At 44.7% G+C, this 20,968-nt stretch carries 22 protein-coding genes; 17 read left to right on the top strand and 5 right to left on the bottom strand.

Annotated features, from left to right (window positions below):
* The first annotated feature begins 22 nt into the window (after positions 1 to 22).
* The 4 genes from AF333_RS19335 (at position 23) to moaA (ending at position 5,031) form a co-directional block, all read left to right on the top strand.
* Complete coding sequence (locus AF333_RS19335) at positions 23 to 2,077, top strand: sigma 54-interacting transcriptional regulator (protein ID WP_043064816.1); 2,055 nt, start codon at positions 23 to 25, stop codon at positions 2,075 to 2,077.
* Positions 2,078 to 2,096: 19 nt separating this feature from the next.
* On the top strand, positions 2,097 to 2,981 hold the full coding sequence (locus tag AF333_RS19330) for a 5-oxoprolinase subunit B family protein (protein ID WP_043064817.1): 885 nt from the start codon (positions 2,097 to 2,099) through the stop codon (positions 2,979 to 2,981).
* Complete coding sequence (locus AF333_RS19325) at positions 2,982 to 3,965, top strand: 5-oxoprolinase subunit C family protein (protein WP_043064818.1); 984 nt, start codon at positions 2,982 to 2,984, stop codon at positions 3,963 to 3,965.
* Positions 3,966 to 4,029: 64 nt separating this feature from the next.
* On the top strand, positions 4,030 to 5,031 hold the full coding sequence (moaA, locus tag AF333_RS19320; protein WP_053432722.1) for a GTP 3',8-cyclase MoaA: 1,002 nt from the start codon (positions 4,030 to 4,032) through the stop codon (positions 5,029 to 5,031).
* 69 nt (positions 5,032 to 5,100) lie between these two features.
* On the opposite strand, the gene coaA is transcribed toward moaA, so the two are convergent.
* The 3 genes from coaA to AF333_RS19305 all read right to left on the bottom strand — a co-directional run bounded on the left by coaA (position 5,101) and on the right by AF333_RS19305 (position 8,562).
* Positions 5,101 to 6,063 carry a type I pantothenate kinase gene (coaA, locus tag AF333_RS19315; protein WP_043063395.1) on the bottom strand — a complete coding sequence of 321 codons (963 nt, stop codon included), beginning with the start codon at positions 6,061 to 6,063 and terminating at the stop codon, positions 5,101 to 5,103.
* A 110-nt stretch (positions 6,064 to 6,173) separates the two neighbouring features.
* Complete coding sequence (locus AF333_RS19310; RefSeq protein ID WP_043063394.1) at positions 6,174 to 7,199, bottom strand: NADP-dependent oxidoreductase; 1,026 nt, start codon at positions 7,197 to 7,199, stop codon at positions 6,174 to 6,176.
* Between the two features lie 106 nt (positions 7,200 to 7,305).
* Positions 7,306 to 8,562 carry an O-antigen ligase family protein gene (locus tag AF333_RS19305; RefSeq protein ID WP_043063393.1) on the bottom strand — a complete coding sequence of 419 codons (1,257 nt, stop codon included), beginning with the start codon at positions 8,560 to 8,562 and terminating at the stop codon, positions 7,306 to 7,308.
* 214 nt (positions 8,563 to 8,776) lie between these two features.
* On the opposite strand from AF333_RS19305, the gene AF333_RS19300 reads away from it, so the two are divergent.
* Both AF333_RS19300 and AF333_RS19295 read left to right on the top strand, forming a co-directional pair.
* Positions 8,777 to 9,976: an MGDG synthase family glycosyltransferase gene (locus AF333_RS19300; RefSeq protein WP_074715196.1), complete on the top strand. Its 1,200-nt coding sequence runs from the start codon at positions 8,777 to 8,779 to the stop codon at positions 9,974 to 9,976.
* Positions 9,977 to 10,319: 343 nt separating this feature from the next.
* Entirely contained in the window at positions 10,320 to 10,832 is a 513-nt protein-coding gene (locus AF333_RS19295; RefSeq protein WP_043063392.1) for a GNAT family N-acetyltransferase, read from the top strand.
* Positions 10,833 to 10,912: 80 nt separating this feature from the next.
* On the opposite strand, the gene AF333_RS19290 is transcribed toward AF333_RS19295, so the two are convergent.
* A complete protein-coding gene (locus AF333_RS19290) occupies positions 10,913 to 11,848 on the bottom strand; it encodes a substrate-binding domain-containing protein (RefSeq protein ID WP_043063391.1) in 936 nt (311 codons plus the stop codon).
* 113 nt (positions 11,849 to 11,961) lie between these two features.
* Here AF333_RS19290 and modA point away from each other — a divergent pair, with 113 nt between their 5' ends.
* The 5 genes from modA to AF333_RS19270 all read left to right on the top strand — a co-directional run bounded on the left by modA (position 11,962) and on the right by AF333_RS19270 (position 14,935).
* Positions 11,962 to 12,762 carry a molybdate ABC transporter substrate-binding protein gene (gene modA / locus AF333_RS19285; protein WP_043063390.1) on the top strand — a complete coding sequence of 267 codons (801 nt, stop codon included), beginning with the start codon at positions 11,962 to 11,964 and terminating at the stop codon, positions 12,760 to 12,762.
* Positions 12,763 to 12,786: 24 nt separating this feature from the next.
* Positions 12,787 to 13,473 (top strand): molybdate ABC transporter permease subunit, encoded by a 687-nt coding sequence (modB, locus tag AF333_RS19280; RefSeq protein ID WP_043063389.1) that lies wholly within the window; start codon positions 12,787 to 12,789, stop codon positions 13,471 to 13,473.
* A gap of 17 nt (positions 13,474 to 13,490) precedes the next feature.
* Positions 13,491 to 14,150: an ATP-binding cassette domain-containing protein gene (locus AF333_RS19275; protein ID WP_043063388.1), complete on the top strand. Its 660-nt coding sequence runs from the start codon at positions 13,491 to 13,493 to the stop codon at positions 14,148 to 14,150.
* A gap of 60 nt (positions 14,151 to 14,210) precedes the next feature.
* On the top strand, positions 14,211 to 14,366 hold the full coding sequence (locus tag AF333_RS33820; protein ID WP_158502256.1) for a hypothetical protein: 156 nt from the start codon (positions 14,211 to 14,213) through the stop codon (positions 14,364 to 14,366).
* Positions 14,367 to 14,500: 134 nt separating this feature from the next.
* Complete coding sequence (locus tag AF333_RS19270; protein ID WP_043063387.1) at positions 14,501 to 14,935, top strand: small multi-drug export protein; 435 nt, start codon at positions 14,501 to 14,503, stop codon at positions 14,933 to 14,935.
* Between the two features lie 126 nt (positions 14,936 to 15,061).
* Here the strand turns inward: AF333_RS19270 and AF333_RS19265 are convergent, their stop codons facing one another.
* Positions 15,062 to 15,247 carry a hypothetical protein gene (locus AF333_RS19265; protein ID WP_043063386.1) on the bottom strand — a complete coding sequence of 62 codons (186 nt, stop codon included), beginning with the start codon at positions 15,245 to 15,247 and terminating at the stop codon, positions 15,062 to 15,064.
* Positions 15,248 to 15,550: 303 nt separating this feature from the next.
* Here AF333_RS19265 and AF333_RS19260 point away from each other — a divergent pair, with 303 nt between their 5' ends.
* The 6 genes from AF333_RS19260 to AF333_RS19235 all read left to right on the top strand — a co-directional run bounded on the left by AF333_RS19260 (position 15,551) and on the right by AF333_RS19235 (position 20,955).
* Entirely contained in the window at positions 15,551 to 15,796 is a 246-nt protein-coding gene (locus AF333_RS19260; RefSeq protein WP_043063385.1) for a hypothetical protein, read from the top strand.
* A 445-nt stretch (positions 15,797 to 16,241) separates the two neighbouring features.
* Complete coding sequence (locus AF333_RS19255) at positions 16,242 to 17,039, top strand: fumarylacetoacetate hydrolase family protein (protein ID WP_052811669.1); 798 nt, start codon at positions 16,242 to 16,244, stop codon at positions 17,037 to 17,039.
* Positions 17,040 to 17,539: 500 nt separating this feature from the next.
* Positions 17,540 to 18,439 (top strand): helix-turn-helix transcriptional regulator, encoded by a 900-nt coding sequence (locus AF333_RS19250; RefSeq protein ID WP_043063384.1) that lies wholly within the window; start codon positions 17,540 to 17,542, stop codon positions 18,437 to 18,439.
* A 77-nt stretch (positions 18,440 to 18,516) separates the two neighbouring features.
* Positions 18,517 to 18,945 (top strand): DUF2935 domain-containing protein, encoded by a 429-nt coding sequence (locus tag AF333_RS19245; RefSeq protein WP_043063383.1) that lies wholly within the window; start codon positions 18,517 to 18,519, stop codon positions 18,943 to 18,945.
* 297 nt (positions 18,946 to 19,242) lie between these two features.
* Positions 19,243 to 20,193, top strand: a complete 951-nt coding sequence (locus AF333_RS19240) for a metal ABC transporter solute-binding protein, Zn/Mn family (protein ID WP_043063382.1) — start codon at positions 19,243 to 19,245, stop codon at positions 20,191 to 20,193.
* A 12-nt stretch (positions 20,194 to 20,205) separates the two neighbouring features.
* The gene (locus tag AF333_RS19235; RefSeq protein ID WP_043063381.1) at positions 20,206 to 20,955 is read left to right on the top strand and encodes a metal ABC transporter ATP-binding protein; all 750 of its coding nucleotides are present in this window, start codon (positions 20,206 to 20,208) and stop codon (positions 20,953 to 20,955) included.
* Positions 20,956 to 20,968: the final 13 nt, after the last annotated feature.

The raw sequence follows: 20,968 nt of genomic DNA, 5'->3' as shown, positions 1-20,968 counted from the left end.
TTGTTGGTAGGAGGTGTACTGCATGATTATTTGGGAGCAAATTCTGCGCCCGATTTCGGCCATCGTCACCAGGCAAGCCGAATTGCAGGACGTACTGCGTGAAATACACAAGCAGGGAACAGACATTGCCTTTGTTACAGAGAATGAAAACATCGTTGGCTACGTCCACACCGACTCCTTATTGGAACAGCTCAGGAATATACCGGACCTGAAGCAGCCGATTCGATACCGAAAGGATATCCTCAAAGTTCCCCATCTGCATCCGGTCGAATACTACCATAATATTTCTGTCGTGCTGGGGATCGATACGAATGGTGACATTACAGGCTACAGCACGGTTTGGCAGGCCCGTCATCAGATGAACGAATTGCAGCTTACACATATGAACCAAATATTGAATGGAGCCGGCGCAGGTGTCGTGAGAACGAATACCGCCTTCGAAATCGAGTTCATCAATGAAACGGCAGAGAACATTTTGGGATTGTCCCGTTCTTTTCTTATGAACCGTAATTATAAGAAATTGCTAACCATGGATAAGGATATAAATCGGGTCATCCAGGGCGAGACGCTGATGAGCGTAAGTAGCTCGATTAACTTCAAACAGATTAGTGGGAATTTTTCCCCTCTGCGGATTGACGGGAAAGTTACTGGATTAATCCATATTTTTTTTCTGCGCGAGACATTCGAGGAAGCCGTGCAGGAACTGGAATTTGTACGCAATTTGTATTCTGATTTGCAAGCGGTATACGCTTCTTCCCATGAGCAAATTCTGGTAGTCGACCCAAACGGGGAAGTGATGCGGGTGGCCGGTACGTTCCTGAAAGAATTCTGGGAGATGAAAGGACCTGAAGCAGTCATTGGCCGGAACATCTATGAATTTGAAAACAAAGGAATGTTTCGTCCGAATATCGTTGATCTATGCATAAAAAAGAAGAAAAAATTAACGATGATTCAGGATACGATTCACGGACGGAAGGTCTGGTCAGTAGCAACGCCTGTGTATCATGAAGGGAAGTTGGAGAAAGTAGTCGTCCTCTCACGTGATATTACGGAAACAAATCGTTTACGTGAAAAGCTTACGTCAACGGCAACGGGAGGGGATGCATCGGATCCATTCGTCCCTGCTTCCCATACAGATAAGCCGTTAATTTACCGTTCTCGTATTGTAGAAGATCTGGTAGATGAAGTGAAACGGGTAGCACGGGTCGATTCGACTGTTTTATTTACCGGGGAATCAGGGGTAGGTAAGGAAGTGTTCGCCAGAACCCTTCACGCGGCCAGCCGTCGTAGCGAACAAGCGCTTATTCGAGTAAATTGTGGGGCTATACCAGAGAACTTGATTGAGAGTGAATTGTTCGGCTATGAGAGAGGGGCTTTCACAGGTGCAGATCAAAAGGGCAAGCCCGGTTTGTTTGAGGTGGCTCACCGCGGCTCTATTTTTCTTGATGAAATCGGTGAGCTATCACCGAATGTACAGGTTAAATTGCTGAGGGTGCTTCAGGAAAAGGAGATTGTTCGCGTAGGCGGTGTGCATACAATTCCGGTGGATGTCCGAGTTATTGCGGCTACCAATCAAAATTTACAAGAGATGATAGAGCGTGGAGAGTTCCGCGAGGATTTATACTACCGACTTAATGTCATTCCAATTCGCATTCCACCGCTTCGGGAACGGATGGAAGATATTTTTTCCCTGTCCATTTATTTTCTTCAGCAGTTTACCCGTTCGTATCAGATAGAGAAAGGGTTTTCACCGGAAGCGCTTGAGGTGTTGGAGAACTATGATTGGCCCGGCAATGTAAGGGAATTGCAGAACATCGTAGAACGTCTGCTTGTCACAAGCCAGGGAGAGTTCATTCAGCGTGAAGACGTATTGCGGGTGCTTTATGGCGAGACGGGAAGAAGACGCAAGCAGCCGATGGTGTTTGAGCTTATGCCGCTGAAGGAAGCGGTAGCCGAACTTGAAAGCCAGTTGATTGAACTTGGACTGAAAAAGTACGGGACAGCATTGAAGGTATCAGAAGTGCTCGGGGTTAGCCCGGCTACCATAAGCAGGCGGATGAATAAGCTGTTGAAATAAAGGAGAGGGGGGAGAGCCCTTGTTTACGCTACCGGAAACAAGGTTTGATTTTGGGGGAGATGAATATATATACGCGGAAATCTCGCGTGATATGAGTGCAGAGAGTAATTTTAAGGCGTTAGCAATCGTAAACGAACTAAGGGAGCGTAATATTCCGGGAATTGTTGACATTGTCCCGTCTAATGCTTCTTATCTTGTCCGGTATAATCCCGAGATTCTTTCTCCCCGAGATTTGTTGGATTATTTGAAGGAGATTGATATTACAAAAAGTGATCCGGCAGAATTAAATCTATCCATTCGTATGGTAGAGATTCCTACATGGTATGATGATCCAGTTTCGCGTCAATACTCGGAACGGTTTAAAAACAGGCATCAGGAACCGACCCTGTCCAATTTTGAATTTGCTATGAAAGCAAACGGTTTTACAGATAAAGAAGCGTTCATTGAGGCGCATTCCCGGATGCCTAACCTGATTACGATGGTAGGTTTTTTGCCCGGAACAGCCTGGGGATTCCCGCTGGGTCTTGAACCCGGAGAGATTATCCAGACGCCTAAGTATTTGAGTCCGAGAACGCATACACCAAGGCAAGGGGTAGGCATCGGGGGAGCATTTACCGTCGTATACCCGGTGAATGGAACGGGGAGCTATCAATTAATTGGCATGTCAGCAGTTCCTGTCTATGATGCAGACAAGCGGCTTATAGATTTGGAAGATACGTATTTTTTAGCGCGCCCGGGAGATTTATGGAAGCATCGGCCAATTGATGAACGAGAATATAATCAGATCGTTGCAGAGGTGGAGCAGGGAACCTATCGCTATCATATGAAACAAATCGATTTTTCACCGCAGGAATATGTAATCAAAGGAAAGGCATATATCCAGGAGTTGATGGAGGGATTCTGAATGCTGCGAATCAGAGAGGGCGGGTTATGGACAACCGTACAAGATACGGGACGCCAAGGGTATTACCACCTGGGGCTTCCTCCTTCCGGCGCAGCCGATAAGTATTCCTTTATCATCGGAAATCTGTTGCTTGGCAACCCGGTTGAATATGCCGGACTGGAGATGACGCTGCTCGGTCCTGTCATCGAGTTTGGAAAAAAAACGATTATAGCCTTAACGGGAGCGCCGGTACAAGCATTCCTTAATAATCGACTTCTCCCGATGTGGGAAGCGGTTGCAGTCGATGAAGGGGATGTTCTTTCTTTTCGATTTTGCAAAAAGGGAGTAAAAAGCTATCTTTGTGTCTCCGGCGGCATTCAGGTGCCGGAAGTGCTGGGAAGCCGGTCCACATACGTGCTAAGCAGGCTTGGAGGGTATGAAGGACGCAAGCTGGTTGTTGGAGATGAACTAATGATTGGCGAACCGCTTCCCGGAGCCTTTAAGCAGATTGGAAAGCACGTACCTGTTGAATTTATTCCCGCATGGGACGATGCCAAAGATTTGCGTGTTGTTATGGGCGTATCCGGAAATCGGATAAGCGATGAGGGCATTAAGACGTTTCTGGATTCAGAGTGGATCGTGTCGGCAGAATCGGATCGGGTGGCCTATCGTTATATGGGCTCATCTATTTCTTTTGAAGAGCATGCTCCTCCGTTTGGTGCAGGTAGCAGTTCCTCGAATGTAGTTGATTTCGCGTACCCTATCGGCGCCCTTATGGTCCCGAATGAAGGCGAAGTCATCGTACTGCTCAATGACGCTACTTCAGGCGGTGGATTCGTTACAATCGGGACGGTTATTAGCACGGATTTGGACCTGATTGCCCAATCCAGACCGATGTCGCGCTGCCGCTTTTTGACCATTACAGTAGATCAGGCCATGCAGGCACGTATGGAGAGAAAGAAACAGTTAATAAGATTGGACGAAACGCTTAAAGAGCAAGGGTAGAGGAAAGTCGCGCATCGGCACGTACGTCCGTTATGAAAATTGTCGATAAAGAGAGGCGAGCTTCATGAATAAGCTAATCGATAGATTTGGCCGCGTCCACGATTATTTACGGATTTCGGTGACCGACCGCTGTAACCTGCGCTGCGTGTATTGCATGCCGGCGGAAGGGATGGAATTTGAGCCGAGCGAGAACATTCTCCGCTACGAAGAGATTGCCGAAGTGGTAGCAGCGGTCGCCAAAATGGGCGTGCGTAAGCTGCGTCTTACCGGAGGCGAGCCGTTGGTGCGCAAAGAGATTGAAACGTTGATTGCTATGCTGTCCGGCATTCCGGGCATTGAAGATATCGCGCTGACGACGAATGCGATTTTTCTCGCACAGAAAGCGGAGGCGCTCAAAGAAGCAGGCGTGACTCGTGTGAATATCAGCCTGGACTCCTTGAAGTCGGAACGGTTCGCCTATATTACGCGCGGGGGCAGCCTGAAGCGGGTAATGGATGGCCTGGAGGCTGCACTCCGGGTCGGATTTGCGCCAGTGAAGCTGAATGTGGTGCTGATGCAAGGACAAAATGACGATGAAATTGAGGATTTTATCCGGTTGTCGCTCGACAAACCGCTGCAAATCCGGTTTATCGAATATATGCCTATCGGCCATAATGACGAAGGGTGGCGGGCGAAATATCTCTCGCTGGATACGGTATTCGAGAAAGTGAAGCAGATGGGATATACGTATGAGCCGGCCGGAGACATCTACGGGAACGGTCCAGCAGATAACTACCGCATTCCGGGAGCCATGGGTACGTTCGGCTTGATTCATCCTGTGAGTGATCATTTTTGCGGCAACTGTAACCGTCTGCGTCTTACTGCTGACGGCAACATTAAGCCATGCCTGTATTGGGATGATGAATGGAATGTGCGTCCACGTATTGGTGATGAAAAAGCAATACAGGACATGTTCCTGCGTGCGATTGATGCAAAGCCGGAGAACCACGAGATGGCACAGGCATTGGCCAGTGAGAAACAATCCCATACGCCGACCTCGCGCCGCATGTCGCAGATAGGCGGCTGAGAAAATAGAAATGAAGAATCCGGAAAACTGTTGGGCATGGCAGTTTTCCGGATTTTTTGCGCGTTTTTCTTATATTTTTCGAAGCTGAATTTTTTCAACTGAATGATCAGCTGCTTTTTCAAGAATGAGAGTAGACCTGTATTTAGTTGGCAGAATATTTTCCCGCAGATTCATGCCGTTAATATCTCTCCATATCCCTCTAGCGAATTGGAGTGCTTCCTCCTTGGATAAAGAGGCATACCGGTGGAAATAGGAGGCCGGATTCTGAAACGCTGTCTCTCGTAAGATTTCGAACCGTTTTAAATACCAGCTCAGCAAGTCCTGTTCGCTGGCATCTACATAAACAGAGAAATCGAGAAAATCCGAGACGAAGATTTGAGGTCCGGAAGCCTCGTCGGTCTGCTTTCCTGTTTGTAAAATGTTAATTCCTTCAACAATAAGTATATCAGGTTGTTGAATAGTCTGGCATGCATCCGGAAGGATATCGTAAGCCAGGTGGGAATATACTGGAACTTCTACATTTGGATTTCCTGCTTTCACATTATACAGAAATTTCATCAGGCGACGTATGTTATAGCTCTCAGGAAAGCCTTTTCGCTGTAGAAGCCCTTTGCTCTCCAGTATCCGGTTAGGATAAAGAAAACCATCCGTCGTTACCAGCTCTACTTTTGGATGGTTGTCCCACCGTGAGAGAAGAGCTTGAATAATACGCGAAGTTGTGCTTTTTCCTACGGCAACACTGCCGGCAACTCCGATAATATAGGGAACTTTTTTCTCCTGTTTGTTCAAGAATACGTTGGTTGTTTGATGCAGTTTTTGTGATGCTGTCGCATACAAGTTTAACAGACGACAAAGTGGAAGATAAATCGTGTTTACTTCTTCGATAGAAAGCCGCTCATTAATTCCTTGAAGATTCTTAATTTCTGCTTCCGTAAGGGGAAGAGGGGCATCATCACGTAGGTGCGCCCATTCTTCCCGCGTGAACGAAAGGTAAGGTGAAAACGTGGAAAGCGGCGGAATTGTGTTATTCATGAGAGTCTCCTTAATCAAATTTCCATAAATACTTTTCTATTCTATAATAAATTTTACATCCAGTTAAAAAAATCCTGCACCGAATCGGTACAGGATTTTTTTAACTAAAGTTAATCAGACTGCTGCGAGCGCTCTGCTACTTTTACAATTTGTTTACCTATATTTTCGCCTTTAAACAAACCGAGGAATGCATCGATCGTATTCTCAAATCCTTCTACAATATTCTCTTTGTATTTTATTTTCCCTTCTTGTACCCATTGTGCAAGCTGAAAGGCTCCTTCTTTAAACTGTTTCGCATAGTCGGAAACGATAAAACCTTTCATAAGAGCGCTATTAATGAGTAGCTGTGATTGTATACGGGGGCCTACATCAGGTTTTTCCAGGTTGTATAGTGAGATCTGGCCGCACAGCGGAATACGTGCTCCATGATTGAGAAGAGAGAGAACGGCATCAGAGATTTCACCGCCCACATTGTCAAAGTAGACGTCTACACCATTCGGGCAAGCTTCTTTAAGCGCTTGCCTAATATTATCCGTTGTCTTGTAGTTGATAGCCACGTCAAAGCCTAATTCCTGCGTTATATAATCGATTTTCTCATCGGAACCGGCGATGCCGACTACGTGGGCGCCTTTTATTTTGGCGATTTGGCCGACGATCATGCCTACCGCTCCGGCCGCTCCGGAAATAACCACCGTTTCCCCTTCCTTTGGTTGGCCGATGTCTAATAGACCAAAGTAGGCGGTGAGACCGGGCATGCCTAGTACGCCAAGATACGTGCTGATAGGAGCGATTGTTGGGTCGATTTTACGCACTTCGGCAGTGTTAGCGACGTTATATAGCTGCCATCCTAGATTTCCGATAACAACATCGCCTTTAGACAGATCATCGGCCCTGGACTCGATAATTTCCCCTACGATCCCCCCTACAATTATTTCATTAAGAGGAAACGGCGGAACATATGATTTTCGATCGCTCATGCGTCCACGCATATACGGATCAACTGACAAGTATAAGGTACGGATGAGCACCTCACCTACGCCAATCTCAGGGATAGGCGCTTCCTTGAAGGCGAAGTTCTCTTTTGTTGGCATGCCGCTTGGACGGCTTGCAAGAAGGATTTGTTGATTGTTCTCCATACATCGAACCTCCTCATCATTGCTTTTCTCTACTATCTTTCCCGACTTTGTCGGACACGAATCTCTGCGTATATATCCCTAACGCTAAATAAACGAAAGAGAGCTGTCAAGCTTTCAATCGGTTTCCCGATTGTTCAATGTGTGCTATGTTCGTTCTCCTTACAGGGGAAGCGGGAGAGTTGAGTCGCGCCTCACCGTCTGTTTCACGTTCCCAACCAGCGAGCAGGATAATCGCAAGCAATGCCGTCTGCGGAGAGACAAGCGGATGATCGAGGATACCTGTGAGCGGAAGTATTGGTAGGGAAAAGAAAAACAATCCCGGTTTTTTGTGCTGTTGCGATAGCATTAACGTTTTGATCGCCTTATGCACATACCATACGATTAAGAAGAGAAACGCAGTGCCCCCGAGTACTCCGTATTCGCAAAAAAGGCTCAGGAGCAAGTTGTGAGCATGGGCAATTCCCGTCTTTTCAAACAATGCGTACGTCTCCTGGAATCCGAGAGGTGTCACCCCAAAGATGGGTGATGTATGCCACACCTGCATGCTATATTTCCAGATGAGTTGCCTTGTTTCGAACGACTGTGACATGCTTTCAAAGCGGGGAATAACATTTGAGAGAGAACCTGTATAGGATAGGAAAATGCAGCAAAATGCTAACAGTATCGTACTTACCCATCGACTCATTTTCCATGCAAATAAAATAAGCAAAACGGCCATAACAGCTACGCCGGTACGGGAGCCTGTCTGGATAATGGCGATTCCGATCGGAAGCGCAAGCACGGTATGAAGGACGAAAGATGCCTTATTTTTTTTGAAATTTTCCGTTGCTTGAAGAATGCCCGCAATCAGACTGGCCAAAGATAGCAAAAGTAAGAATGCAGCAAAGTTAGGGTTATATGCGCTGCCAAACAGCCGCCCTGTCTCTTCAAGTCCCATTGGCATAAGCCCCGCCAACATACCGAGTCGCCAATCCCCCCCATACGTGTATCCTTCATGTAATTGGAATTGTCCCACTATGGTGATATAAAGGCCTCCGATAATAAGCATTCGACTAAAATACTTCAGTCTCCATGCTGAACGGTTATCTTTTATGTATAAGTACATACCGAGATAGCCTGCTACCATAACGGGGATACATGCGTATACGATCTGTCCGGTTCTAAGACATGCTCCGATAGAAGCGAGCAATGTCGCAAGAAAGAAGAAGGTAGGAGGGTGAAGAAGGTAAAATGCTTGCTTGCGTAGCATTCGATTAACTCCATGACAAATACCTATTCCGATCAGCCATACAATCCCCAGGGGAGGAAGAATAAAAAGAAACAAAATTGCCCATTCGAGAGCAACGGTCCGTTGTTTATGCATGTGTACCTCTATCTCCTTGATATAAATATCGAAACATGAAACATAAGACGTGCACATATGTATATACATAAATTCCCGTATTCATGTTCTTCAGTGTTGGTGTTTTTGATGCGGAATAAACATCTAGAGGAAGATTTTGTGTATAAAAGAAAAAATGGAAGCCGACAAATAAATAATATGGAAGATATGCATTCGTGCTACGGAGGAGTTTTCATTGAATAAAAATGTGCTAATTTTATCGGAAGCGGTCGGAGTAGGACATACGAAAGCAGCGGAAGCACTCATGCAAGGGATAGAGCTTCTGGATCCTTCGATTGAGGTGCAAGTGCTGGAACTAGGACGTGAACTTCATCCTGTTTCAGCTGCGCTTTTATATCGTTTCTATTTGAGTATGGTGACCCGTTATCCGAGCGTATGGCGTAAAGTGTATGACTATAAACAGAACAAGCCCCTCTCTTTGTGGAAGCAGTCATTCATTTACCGAATGCTTCATAGGACGATGAAGGATATGCTTTATCCTGCTCCTCCAGACTTAATTATTTGTACGCATCCTTTTAGCAGCTCATCCGTTGCCTGCTTGAAACGAGCGGGCTATACGCTTAGACTATATACAATGATTACAGATTTCCATGCGCACGGGGCGTGGGTACAGCCAGAGGTGGATCAATACCTTGTTTCCGGAGAAGAAGTATATGGACAGCTCATAGAAATGGGGGTTCCAGAAGAGAAAATTAGTATTACGGGAATTCCTTTAACAATGAATTTTCGTATAAAGCATAACAAACAGGAGGTACGGAAATTACTGGGCATTGAAAATATGCCTACGATGTTGGTTATGGGTGGAGGCCTGGGATTGGGAGGGATGGAACGATTAGGCAGCATTCTCGCAAAGTGGCGTGATTCTCTACAAATTGTTATTTGTACAGGCCACAATGAGAATCTGAGACATATGCTGGAGGCAGAGCTTCATCATCCGAACGTGCACATTCTTGGGTTTGTCGATAGCATCAGTCAATGGATGGATGCGTCCGATTGGCTGATTACAAAGGCGGGAGGGCTCACCTGTTTTGAAGCTTTAGCTAAAAGACTTCCTTTGTTTATTTATCGGCCACTCCCTGGACATGAAGAGAACAATTGCGAATTTTTAATAAGACATAAGCTGGCGATTCGTATGGATACTGAAGGAGAAGTTGATGGATGGGTGGATAAGCTTCTGCGTTATCCGCAGGCCACATCCTTTCTTGAACAGAATATGAAACAGTTCCATCAAATGCTTGATCCGCTGGCTACAGCCAGAGCGGCATTGACTTCCCTAAAAGTGGCAGATAGGAAAAGGACAAGCAGCGGATATCCGCCTGTCTTCGCACGATACAGTGGAGTATCATCTGCTGACTTGTGCAAACAAAGTGAGTAGATGCACAATAATGAACAAGAACATTTGGCCTTTTAACATAGTTTTCAGGAAGAAAGCCCATTCACGTTTTGGAATGGGCTCGTAGTGATTAGCTGTGTTTTAATTAATCACACGCACACGCAATGATGACCAGGAGGATAAAGAGAACAAGAATCACCCCAATAACATCATCTCCATTAAAGAATCCCATGCTATCACCTCCTACCATGAATGAACTTGCTTTTTATATTACGTTGTCAGGTAAGGACGAGTGTTAGGTCTTTGTCCTGCATTCAGCAATACGGGCCGCCCATTTATACAAGGAGAGGCTTTAAATAATTTTATAGAAAAGGAGAGGGATGTATTGACGACGATAAATGTAACGCTACGTGCGTTTGAGGAAGAAGATATTGCAGACCTTCACCGCTGGTTAAATGACGCCGATTCCATCTCGTTAGTTGGCCGTGTGCCGATGACGTTTGAAGAGACGCGAAAGCATGTAGAACATAAAAGACAACAGGGAGATCTTGTGTTAGCGATCGAAAATGAGGACAAAAAAGCAGTAGGCTGGATTTTCTTGCAAAACATTGAGCACGAACATGGAAGGGCGAGCATTGGGATTCTGCTAGCCCCTGAATATCGGGGTTGCGGGTATGGGAAGCCAGCGATGGAGAAAATGATCGACATAGGATTTAAGCAGCTTCGTCTGCATAAGATTTATTTAACAACAAGAGGCATAAATCAACGAGCCATTGAACTATATCAAAAGATTGGATTTGTAGTCGAAGGTCAATTGCGTCAGCATGCGTATAGTGAGGGGAACTATTATGATACATATTTTATGGGCTTATTGGCGGATGAATGGATGAACACATAAAACTGTACAAAACCCGGAATGCGGCCGTTCTCAGCTGCGTTTCGGGTTTTGTGTTCTTCGTGTGAAACGTATGCAGTTGGTCAGTACGTTTCATATATAATGGTGCCTGTCGAAGATAGATCATAGCCGCCAATCGTTGCAAGCTCATGCTGAAAGGTCGAGGAGCGTAGCGTGTTGAGAAGCAGCTCACGCAAGGATTCATTTTCTTCGGACTTTAATATGACCAAATCGTATCGTTCTTCGGTAAGTGGGATGAAATCCACTCCTACGATATAAGAAGCCTTCTCAATACCGAGTCCTACATCCGCTTCGCCGCTTGCGACAGCCCCTGCCACCGCCAGATGATTTGTTTCCTCTCTCTCATATCCGGAAATGTCCCATATACGAATGTCATGTAAGCGTAACTGCTCATCCAAAAGAACGCGTGCCCCCGATCCTTTTTCCCGGTTTACGAACCGAATATCCTTCCGTGTTATGTCAGCCCAATTCTCGATTTTCTTCGGATTATCTTTTTTGACATAAAAGCCTACCCGACGGCATAGCAGGTTAACGACTAGGTAACGATGCCCGACGAGAATTTTTCGGATATAAGGCACGTTATATTCATCGGTATCTCCATCCCAGAGATGGGTGCTAACGATATCAGCTTCTCCTTTGTACATGGAAAGTAAGCCGTTTAGACTACCTACGTACGAACGGAGCGGACGATAGGAAGATCCGGGCTTTTCTATATGCTTGGTTAATATGTCGAGACTAATATCTTGTCCGCAAATAATAATTGGCCTAGTTGATGAAGCCGTGCCAGGAGCATGCTTTGTTTTGTCTGAATGTGGTGTGGCTGCAGCTCCTTTTTTAGCTCTTGTTTTGTACACCTCCAGATCTTGTGCGTCAATACGCATTTGTCGACCGACACGGTAGGCGGGCAATTCTCCTTTTTTAATTAAATCGTATACAGTCAATTTAGAAACCTTTAGAATGGCTGCGATCTCCTCGGTTGTATAAGAAATGTCACTCATGGTTTTTCCTCCGCTAAAAACAGTTATATTTTAAAATTCCTCTTTATAATTAGATATTATTAATTATAATTAGATATATCTAATTATAATTAATAAATAATAGGGGGAGAAGAATGTTGAAACGAATCGCTTTTATCTTTATGTTAGTAGTAGGCATGTTGGCTCTGGCCGGCTGCGGGAGCAATAGCAGTGATATGAGCGCAAGCAAAGAGACCGCCTCTTCTGATAAAACAGAAGTAATGGTATTGGCTGCGGCCAGCTTAACCGACGCGCTCAATGAATTGAAACCAACTTTTGAGAAAGAACATAACAATGTATCCGTTACATACAGTTTCGGAAGCTCAGGCAAGCTGGCCCAACAAATCGAGCAGGGTGCACCAGCGGACGTATTTTTGTCGGCTAGCAAGAAAGACATGGACAAGCTCCAGGATAAAAACGGGATCTCCAAAGATTCGCGTGCCGATTTCGCCAAAAACGAACTTGTTCTTATTGTACCAAAGAATAGCCAGCTAGCGGTCAAGTCCTTCGAGGATATTAATCCTGGCCAGTTAAAAAATCTGGCAGTCGGTGAACCGGAAAGCGTACCAGTGGGAAGATATACGAAAGAAACCTTCGAGAAGCTTGGTATGTGGCAGAAGCTACAGGATCAGCTTGTACTAGGAAAAGATGTGCGCCAGGTGCTGACATATGTAGAATCCGGGAATGCTGATGCTGGAATCGTATACGCGAGTGATGCGAAAACATCGGAAAAAGTAAAAGTGCTCGCAACGGCAAAACCGGAGTGGCATAAGCCTATCGTCTATCCAGGCGCTGTAGTAGCCAGTACGAAGCATTCAAAGGAAGCACAGGCGTTTTTAGATTACTTGAAAAGTGAAAAAGGACAGGAAGTGTTGAAGAAGTACGGCTTTCAATAAGAAGGGATGAGCGGATAGGAAGTGATGGAGATGAATTTACACCCGCTCATATTATCGGTAAAGGTGGCGGGAATTGCTACGGTGATCGTATTCATAGTAGGAGTAGGTATGGCATTTTTGCTTGCACGCCGTAGCTTTACTGGAAAAAGCGTCATAGAATCGCTGTTCCTGTTGCCACTTGTCCTCCCTCCTACCGTTGTTGGTTTTGGGTTGCTTATACTGTTTGGAAAAAACGGCTGGATTGGCAAATGGTTAATTAATTGGTTCGACATTCAGATTGTGTTCACATGGATAGGAGCCGTTATTGCTTCGGTAGTCGTTGCGTTTCCGTTGATGTATCAGGCAGCATCCGCCGCTTTTCAAACATTGGACGAGAAGCTGGAGCAAGCGGCACGCACGATGGGCGCTTCTGAATGGAGAATATTTTGGACTGTTTCTTTTCCGCTGGCCTGGCCGGGTGTTTTGGCGGGGCTGGTGCTTTCATTTGCCCGGGCGCTTGGGGAGTTCGGAGCTACATTGATGATAGCTGGCTATATTCCCGGACAAACGGATACGCTTCCTATCGCCATTTATTTTGCAGCAGAAGCGGGACAGATAGAACAAGCAACCGGCTGGGTTATTATTATTGTCGCGCTCGGATTCAGCGCCATGATGTGGCTAAACTGGTGGGGACGAAGGAATATACGCCGCTTTGCTCAGCGGGAGAAATAAGGGGAGGTTGAGAATACATGCTTTATGTAAATATCCGAAAAACGCTCCCCTATTTTGGGCTTGATGTTACGTTTGAAGTCGGAAATGAAATTGTTGTGTTATTCGGTTCATCTGGAGCGGGAAAGACAACCATTCTGAATAGTGTGGCTGGTCTGGTTCAACCCGACGCGGGATTGATTCAATTACACGAAACCGTTTTTTTCGAGACGAATAAGAAGCCGTTGCCTACGAGAAAGCGCCGGCTTGGTTACTTGTTTCAGGATTATGCGCTTTTTCCCCATATGACGGTAGAGAAAAACATTTCGTACGGAATCAAGGGAAAACCGGATGGTGACCGTCAGGCTTTCCTTTCACAGTTGCTTAGCATTCTTGGCATTCGCCATCTGCTGCCGAAATATCCACATCAGATTTCGGGTGGAGAAAAGCAGCGGGTAGCTTTGGCGCGGGCGCTTGCGGGCAAGCCGGATGTGCTGTTATTGGATGAACCGTTATCGGCGCTTGATGCCGGGACGAGACGTCAATGTCAGGATGAATTGCTGGATTTGCACCGGCTCTGGCAAATTCCTGTGCTCCTTGTTACACATGACGAACAAGAGGCGCAGAAATTGGGGAATAGAATTTTAGAAATCGAGCAAGGAAGAATCGCCGGAACAAAGTCCATCGTGGGTGCAAACTAATAGAAGCTGCATTTCTGGGCACACTATAAGAGAAACTACGACAGAGCAAGGAGCTCAAATATGGATAAAAAGAAAAGGGACACGCATACAGAGGCATCGGAAGACCAGATGTTGCGTAACGAGGGGATAGAGCATGATCCGGGCATTGGCGCTAGCATCTCCCGCAACATTACCGATGCATCGCTTGTCGAGTATAAAAATGAAGAAAAGAACTAAGTGAAACCCGGTCATGTACCGGGTTTCATTTTGTTTTTCAGGAAAAAGAAATATGAAAGGAAAACGATGTGAAACCAACAGGTTTTTGTTTGCGTATAACTAAGATGAAATAAAAAGGATAGGGAGAGAGAAATATGGAAATATGGATGAAAATTGCTTCGGTTATCGGTGCAAGCATCTTAGAGTTGTGGATGGCGATTCCTGTTGGATTTGCCCTCGGTCTTCATCCAGTTATCATCGCCGTAGCAAGCGCCCTTGGCTCCATTATCGCTGCGGTAGTCGTTATTTTCTTGGCTAAATCATTACGTAATTGGCTGATGAAGCGAATGGAACGTAAAAACAAAAGACAGGGACGTATGGGTAAAATTTGGCAGAAATATGGTGTTATCGGACTTGGATTGGCTTCGCCTTTGCTTACAGGGGCACCGCTTGGTGCTGCGATCGGCGTGTCATTCGGCGCGAAGCCTGTTACGTTATTTATCTGGATGGCCATTGGCATTATTGTGTGGAGCGGTATTCTTACGGCTGCAGTCGCAATGGGAATGCTCAGCTTAACTTCGTTTGCGTAGAGGGGATGCAGGTCATATAGTGAACATGATGCTGAAGAAGAGAGCAAGCGAACAATTAAATTGTTTGCTTGCTTCTTTTTTATGGAAAAAGTGCGAATGGCAATGCCTGCGAGTTTTTCTTATGTGTTACCGGAACGGATAAGAACGCTTGGAAGCGTGTTTTGCGGCCAGTACTACTTCGCGATACAGAGATTTTTGTTCCGTTTTTTCTGAGTGCTCCACGCTTGTGGTTTTCCAGGCTTCCCGTGCCGCCTTCTCAACTTGCTTAGCCTGATATTTCGCTGTCTCTTCCAGATAATAAAAGTGTATCATTGTATCGTTCCCTCCTGACATTTTTCTAATGTTTTCATTATACAAAGAGAACGTATGTTTGTAAAATAGGTATAATCGATGACTATCATCGAGAAATTCGATAAAAAACCTTCTCGCATATTGGGAAGGGAGAGCTAGCTGATTGCGAATCGTGAATCCCCAGTAGAGAGCAACGATTCAAAACTGAGCGATACATAACGATTGCGATGAACGTATCTGACGGCAACTGTATTTGCAGGTCGAATATGCTAAAATGTTTATGTGATATAAAAAACGAATTGTTATTGAGTAAGGAAGGAAGCTATGTTTACGAAAGAAAGAATCATTACTATTCTAGAAGTTCTACTGGTTGCCAGCGTTATTATTTATGCGGTAGCGTATGGTACAGATAGTTTGTATGCGACTGTGTATGCAGCGATGTCTACATTCGTTCTTGGCGTGATTGCCATTCTTGTAACGGTGTTTAATCGAAAATTTTTTCTTAGTATCTATAATTTTCTTTTGGTTGTTTTCGTATTTGCCCACGTTATGTTTTTTTGGAATTTGTAGCAGGAAGTCGTCTCTCGTCTGAAGAGGCGGCTTCTTTTCTTAATGGTTAGGAAAGTATATATCGTTTTATTGTTATAAAGTAATATATGTATTGTGACAATAAAATTATTTACTAAACAAAAAAGATGTTTACCGGACAAAAGTGTTCTTTATTGATACTCGTAATAACGGTATAACAAGTAGTATCAACAGTTAGCATGTCCAGGGAGGTTACACTACTGAGACGCGCGGTTGTCGTCTAAGCTTGGAGAATGATTTTGACGAAGCTCAATGTGTGAGAGCAAACCTAACACTTGAAGAAAATTTTCTAATAGATTAAGATAAAAGTCTTAGTTTTTTTAAATGGTTCAAATACAGATCCGTATTTGACATATTGAGGATTTGTAATTTGTTGAAGGAGAAACGATTATTTAATTTACTTAGATGGAGTTGAGTTCGTGTGGTAATGCAAGTAATACAAAAAACACAAACGATAGTTCGCTATCAGAATCATAATGGTAAAGTATACTACGGAATTGTTGAGGATGACGAAATTTTACAATTGTCCAGTAATTTCACTGAAATTGTAAATAATCAAATAAAATATGATGGTGTAAGAGTTAAATATAGTGATGTGAAAATTTTGGAGCCTGTAGTACCCTCAAAAGTGGTTAATTTCGGTTGGACATATGCTGAACACGCAAACGAAACTGGAGGGAAGGCCAATCTCAAGGAACCGTTTTTATTTTTAAAACCAACATCTTCCTTGATTCCAGATCAGGGGGAAATCATTCTTCCGTCAAATGATTTAACCAATCAGGTGGAAATGGAGGGGGAATTGGCGCTCGTTATTGGGAAACGCGGCAAAAATATAAAAGAAGAAGAGGCATTAGATTATGTTTTTGGCTGTACTGTATTTAATGATGTGACTGCAAGAGACCTTACAAAAACGGATCCCCAGTTTACACGCGGCAAAGGTTTTGACACTTTTGGTCCATTGGGGCCATGGATTGTGACAGGTGTAGATCCAACTAATTTACGAATAGTTACAACTTTAAACGACAAGGTCGTACAAGATGGTAATACCAATCAGATGTCACTTTCCATTCCTTTCCTTATTAGTTGGGTTTCACAGGTTATGACACTGGAGCCGGGGGATGTCTTGGCTACTGGTTCACCTTCTGGCAGTTGTCCAATGAAGTCAGGCGATGTTGTATCTGTGGAAGTAGAGAATATCGGCAAGCTATGTAATTATGTAAAATAACAAATACACATTTCGAAGTTTACTAAACTAACAGGAAGCGATACTTGAACAATATAAAATGATGAACCCCTCCTATTCCAGTAATGCTGGATTTAAGAAGATAAAATTCTTGGGAGGGGTTTATTTTACGACAGAATGCAAAGTGTGGTTGAAAAAGTATTTAGATAGTTGGGGAGATAATTGTGAGGCACTTTTTGTAACACCGTTTTAAGTTTGAACGGTGTTTTTTATTTTGGAGCTATTTTGAGTAAAGAGCATTGTTGTCAGCGAACAATATATACTTTCCCTCCTTTTGTAAGCAAAGAAAAAATCGCGAGGCGTTACCAAACGTTGCTTTTCACAGCAGATCTGCATAAGGGCAACTAAGGCGGTTGCCTGCGCAATAGCTTGGCACCAGCCAAGTTTTCTTAATAGCTAAGAACATTGCGCAAAAAAAGTCAAATTTGTTTTTTCGTAGCATGCTATGATGCAAGAGAATCAAACAAAAAGGAAGAGGGTTTATGGCATATGAAGAGTATACGGTAAGCGTACAGAAGGCAATTGAATACATTGAAGACCATCTTATGGAAGACATCTCTCTAGAGCAAATCGCTACACACTCATCATTTTCGATGTACCACTTTCATCGTATTTTTCAAGCGGTTACGGGTATGACAGTAGCTGACTATGTACGGAAGAGAAGATTGACCAATGCAGCATACGAGCTGGTCAATACTGACAAGCGTATTCTTGAAATCGCGGTAGAATATGGATTTCTTACACAGGAATCTTTTACGCGTGCTTTCAAAAAAATGTTTTACATGCCGCCGGGAAGATATCGTGCTTATTTAATGCGACTGGTCGACGGAACTGTAGAAAATAAAGGAGGAAGCGATATGACAGCAACCAATTTACCGCAAGGATGGATTGAGAGCGGGAGCCACCCATTTGATTATACGATGGGAGTTGATCATAAAAATGTCCATCAGGGAACGGCATCCGGATATATACGTTCAAACAAGAGGGAGGCGTCTGGATTTGCTACGATGATGCAAAAATTCAAGGCAGAGAACTACAAAGGCCGTCGTCTTCGTCTCTCGGGGTTCGTAAAAACAGAGGGAGTTGAGCAGTGGGCAGCCTTGTGGATGCGGGTAGATGGAAAGGATAACGAATTGCTACAGTTTGATAATATGTACAACAGACCGATTAAAGGGACGACCAACTGGAATCACTATAGTGTTGTGCTGGATGTGCCAAGTGATAGCATAGCAATCGCTTTTGGCCTGTTGTTAGGGGGGCCGGGGCAAGTGTGGGTAGATAGTATATCGTTTGATATTGTAGATGAGAAAGTCCCATCTACAAACATGGAAGAAGACATCCAACTTCCCGAGCAACCGTTAAACTTGCAATTTGAAGAATAAAGAACCTTTTCACAGATTGCGGCCCACCTACATACACTGGGGTGAGCCCATCTTCAAAGTGGAAAGGAGAAAACATAATGCAGTTTTATTACGGAGAAAAAATGCCGCTTCGCATTCTGGATGAAGGAGAGTTCTGGAAGCTTCAAGAGGCAGAGCATACAGATGTTATCCGTGCGCTGGTGCCCAATCTTGAGGCACCTTTCGTACAGGCGCTTCAGGTATGGGAACAAGCGCTATCTCAGACGCAGGCGGCATTTGTACGATATATAGAGCTGGTGGTGCGGATGGAACATCCGATGAATCCTGCGGTTTACGGAGAAATTATGAACCTGGTCTGCTTCGCCCTAGAACAAAGTCGACAGTTTGTCCAGTTGCTTAACCAACTGGGACTTGAGAGTCAGGCACTTAAGTCAAATCCAACAGCCATCACGGTATTGAATCACATTCGGCGCGAATCGGAATATTTTATCGGAATTGCCGAAGCTTTGCTACAGGTAAAGAAATAATTATGCTTCCTATCATCCCCGTATCGATTGCTTTAGGCTTTGGACGGGGATTATGTTTATTTCTTTAATTTTGTACATAGGAAAAATATTTAGTCTATACAAATTGTTTTTCATCATATAAAATCATAAAAGAGAGTGGATGCCCACATAGAATGATCCAGGTTAAGGTAGAAGGGGAGGCAAAGATCATATGACATGGCAGCGCATTTTTTTTGCGTAAAATGTTTACCTAAGGAAAAAAAATTAACTTATACAAATTAAATTGGTTTGTACAAAAATGATGTCGGGAGGGAAAGAATGGTTAATCAAACAGTAAAGATGATAATGATTTTCTTTCTTATGGGATGGGCACTTATCGGGTGCTCAGAAAAAAGTACGACTCAGGGAAGTGTTGAGGAAGGAAAGAACAGGGAGAAGCTTACAGCTGTCGCTACTGTAGGAATGATTGCGGATATCGTAGCCAATATAGGCAAAGAGCATGTGGAAGTGACGTCGCTAATGGGACCCGGAGTCGATCCGCATCTTTATAAAGCGACACAAGGCGATATTGGCAAGCTGGATAAAGCGGATATTATTTTCTATAACGGACTGAATCTCGAAGGAAAGATGGGGGACATTTTCGTAAGAATGGCTAATCAGAAGCCAACCATCGCGGTTTCCGAAAAAATCGATCCTGCCATATTGCGAGAGCCTCCGGAATTTCAGGGCCATTATGATCCGCATATCTGGTTCAATGTGAAACTGTGGATGCAGGCGGCGGAGCGTGTGAAAGAAGGGCTTATTGAGGCGGATGCGGCCCATAAGGAAGATTACGAGCAAAATGCCGCCGCTTATCTAAAAAAGCTAGAAGAGCTTGATGCATATGCAAAAGAACAAATCGCGTCCATTCCAGAAGCATCCCGCGTACTTGTTACGGCACATGACGCTTTCGGATACTTCGGAGATGCCTACGGAATTAAAGTAATGGGACTTCAGGGCATCAGTACAGATGCAGAATACGGGTTGAAAGATGTGCAGAATTTAGTGAATGTTCTTGTGAATCAGCGAATCAAAGCGGTATTCATTGAGTCGAGTGTGTCACCGAAGGCTATTGAAGCGGTAGTGCAGGGAGCAAGAGAAAAAGGCCATGAAGTGAAAATTGGTGGTGAGTTGTTCTCGGATGCGATGGGCGAAGCGGGAACAGTGGAAGGAACGTATATCGGCATGGTACGCCATAATATTGATTCTATCGTGGCAGCGCTTAAGTAAGGGGGAGTAATCATGACGACAGCTGTAACTGTAAAGGATGTAACGATCGCTTACCGTAAAAAGCCGGTCGTACAGGAAGTAAGCTTTACTGTACCGGAAGGAAAACTTGTCGGTATTATGGGACCGAACGGAGCGGGCAAGTCGACGTTAATTAAAGGAATTCTCGGCTTGCTTCCGCTTGTGTCCGGAGAGGTCTCCATTTATGGAAAGCCGTATAAAAGCCAGCGTAAGCTTATCGGATATGTGCCACAGCGGGAAAGCGTGGATTGGGATTTTCCCACCGATGCGCTTGATGTAGTACTGATGGGGCGCTACGGACATGCTGGAATGTTTCGGCGCCTTCGCGCGTATGACAAGGAATTCGCCTATGCTTGCCTGGAAAAAGTGGGCATGGCTGATTATGCCAGACGGCAGATTAGCCAGCTTTCCGGTGGTCAGCAACAACGCGTTTTTCTTGCTCGTGCACTGGCACAGGATGCGCGTGTATATTTCATGGATGAACCGTTTACCGGTGTTGATGCAGCGACAGAGAAGGCCATTGTTTTGCTGCTCGACGAGCTGAAAAGCCAGGGAAAGACCGTGCTGGTCGTTCATCATGACCTACAAACGGTTGACGAGTATTTTGACTGGCTGTTGCTTATGAACATTAGAAAGGTAGCTTTTGGCCCCACATCCGAAGTGTTTGTGCCGGATAATCTGCAGGAAGCGTACGGCGGAAAGCTACTATTCCAGAAAAATGCGGCTTATACCGCACAATTATAGAAGGAAGGAGAGA

The organism is Aneurinibacillus migulanus, assembly GCF_001274715.1.
Lineage (GTDB): Bacteria > Bacillota > Bacilli > Aneurinibacillales > Aneurinibacillaceae > Aneurinibacillus > Aneurinibacillus migulanus.
This window is presented reverse-complemented; position numbering and strand designations above follow the sequence as displayed.

What these genes read in the sequence shown, in the direction of transcription:
- modA (WP_043063390.1), top strand. Translation starts at nt 11,962, where the DNA reads ATGTTGAAACGAATCGCTTTTATCTTTATGTTAGTAGTAGGCATGTTG.
- moaA (WP_053432722.1), top strand. Translation starts at nt 4,030, where the DNA reads ATGAATAAGCTAATCGATAGATTTGGCCGCGTCCACGATTATTTACGG.
- AF333_RS19260 (WP_043063385.1), top strand. Translation starts at nt 15,551, where the DNA reads ATGTTTACGAAAGAAAGAATCATTACTATTCTAGAAGTTCTACTGGTT.
- AF333_RS19235 (WP_043063381.1), top strand. Translation starts at nt 20,206, where the DNA reads ATGACGACAGCTGTAACTGTAAAGGATGTAACGATCGCTTACCGTAAA.
- AF333_RS19310 (WP_043063394.1), bottom strand. Translation starts at nt 7,199, where the DNA reads ATGGAGAACAATCAACAAATCCTTCTTGCAAGCCGTCCAAGCGGCATG.
- AF333_RS19275 (WP_043063388.1), top strand. Translation starts at nt 13,491, where the DNA reads ATGCTTTATGTAAATATCCGAAAAACGCTCCCCTATTTTGGGCTTGAT.
- coaA (WP_043063395.1), bottom strand. Translation starts at nt 6,063, where the DNA reads ATGAATAACACAATTCCGCCGCTTTCCACGTTTTCACCTTACCTTTCG.
- AF333_RS33820 (WP_158502256.1), top strand. Translation starts at nt 14,211, where the DNA reads ATGGATAAAAAGAAAAGGGACACGCATACAGAGGCATCGGAAGACCAG.
- AF333_RS19250 (WP_043063384.1), top strand. Translation starts at nt 17,540, where the DNA reads ATGGCATATGAAGAGTATACGGTAAGCGTACAGAAGGCAATTGAATAC.
- AF333_RS19240 (WP_043063382.1), top strand. Translation starts at nt 19,243, where the DNA reads ATGGTTAATCAAACAGTAAAGATGATAATGATTTTCTTTCTTATGGGA.
- AF333_RS19325 (WP_043064818.1), top strand. Translation starts at nt 2,982, where the DNA reads ATGCTGCGAATCAGAGAGGGCGGGTTATGGACAACCGTACAAGATACG.
- AF333_RS19245 (WP_043063383.1), top strand. Translation starts at nt 18,517, where the DNA reads ATGCAGTTTTATTACGGAGAAAAAATGCCGCTTCGCATTCTGGATGAA.
- AF333_RS19265 (WP_043063386.1), bottom strand. Translation starts at nt 15,247, where the DNA reads ATGATACACTTTTATTATCTGGAAGAGACAGCGAAATATCAGGCTAAG.
- AF333_RS19270 (WP_043063387.1), top strand. Translation starts at nt 14,501, where the DNA reads ATGGAAATATGGATGAAAATTGCTTCGGTTATCGGTGCAAGCATCTTA.
- modB (WP_043063389.1), top strand. Translation starts at nt 12,787, where the DNA reads ATGGAGATGAATTTACACCCGCTCATATTATCGGTAAAGGTGGCGGGA.
- AF333_RS19255 (WP_052811669.1), top strand. Translation starts at nt 16,242, where the DNA reads ATGCAAGTAATACAAAAAACACAAACGATAGTTCGCTATCAGAATCAT.
- AF333_RS19305 (WP_043063393.1), bottom strand. Translation starts at nt 8,562, where the DNA reads ATGCATAAACAACGGACCGTTGCTCTCGAATGGGCAATTTTGTTTCTT.
- AF333_RS19290 (WP_043063391.1), bottom strand. Translation starts at nt 11,848, where the DNA reads ATGAGTGACATTTCTTATACAACCGAGGAGATCGCAGCCATTCTAAAG.
- AF333_RS19335 (WP_043064816.1), top strand. Translation starts at nt 23, where the DNA reads ATGATTATTTGGGAGCAAATTCTGCGCCCGATTTCGGCCATCGTCACC.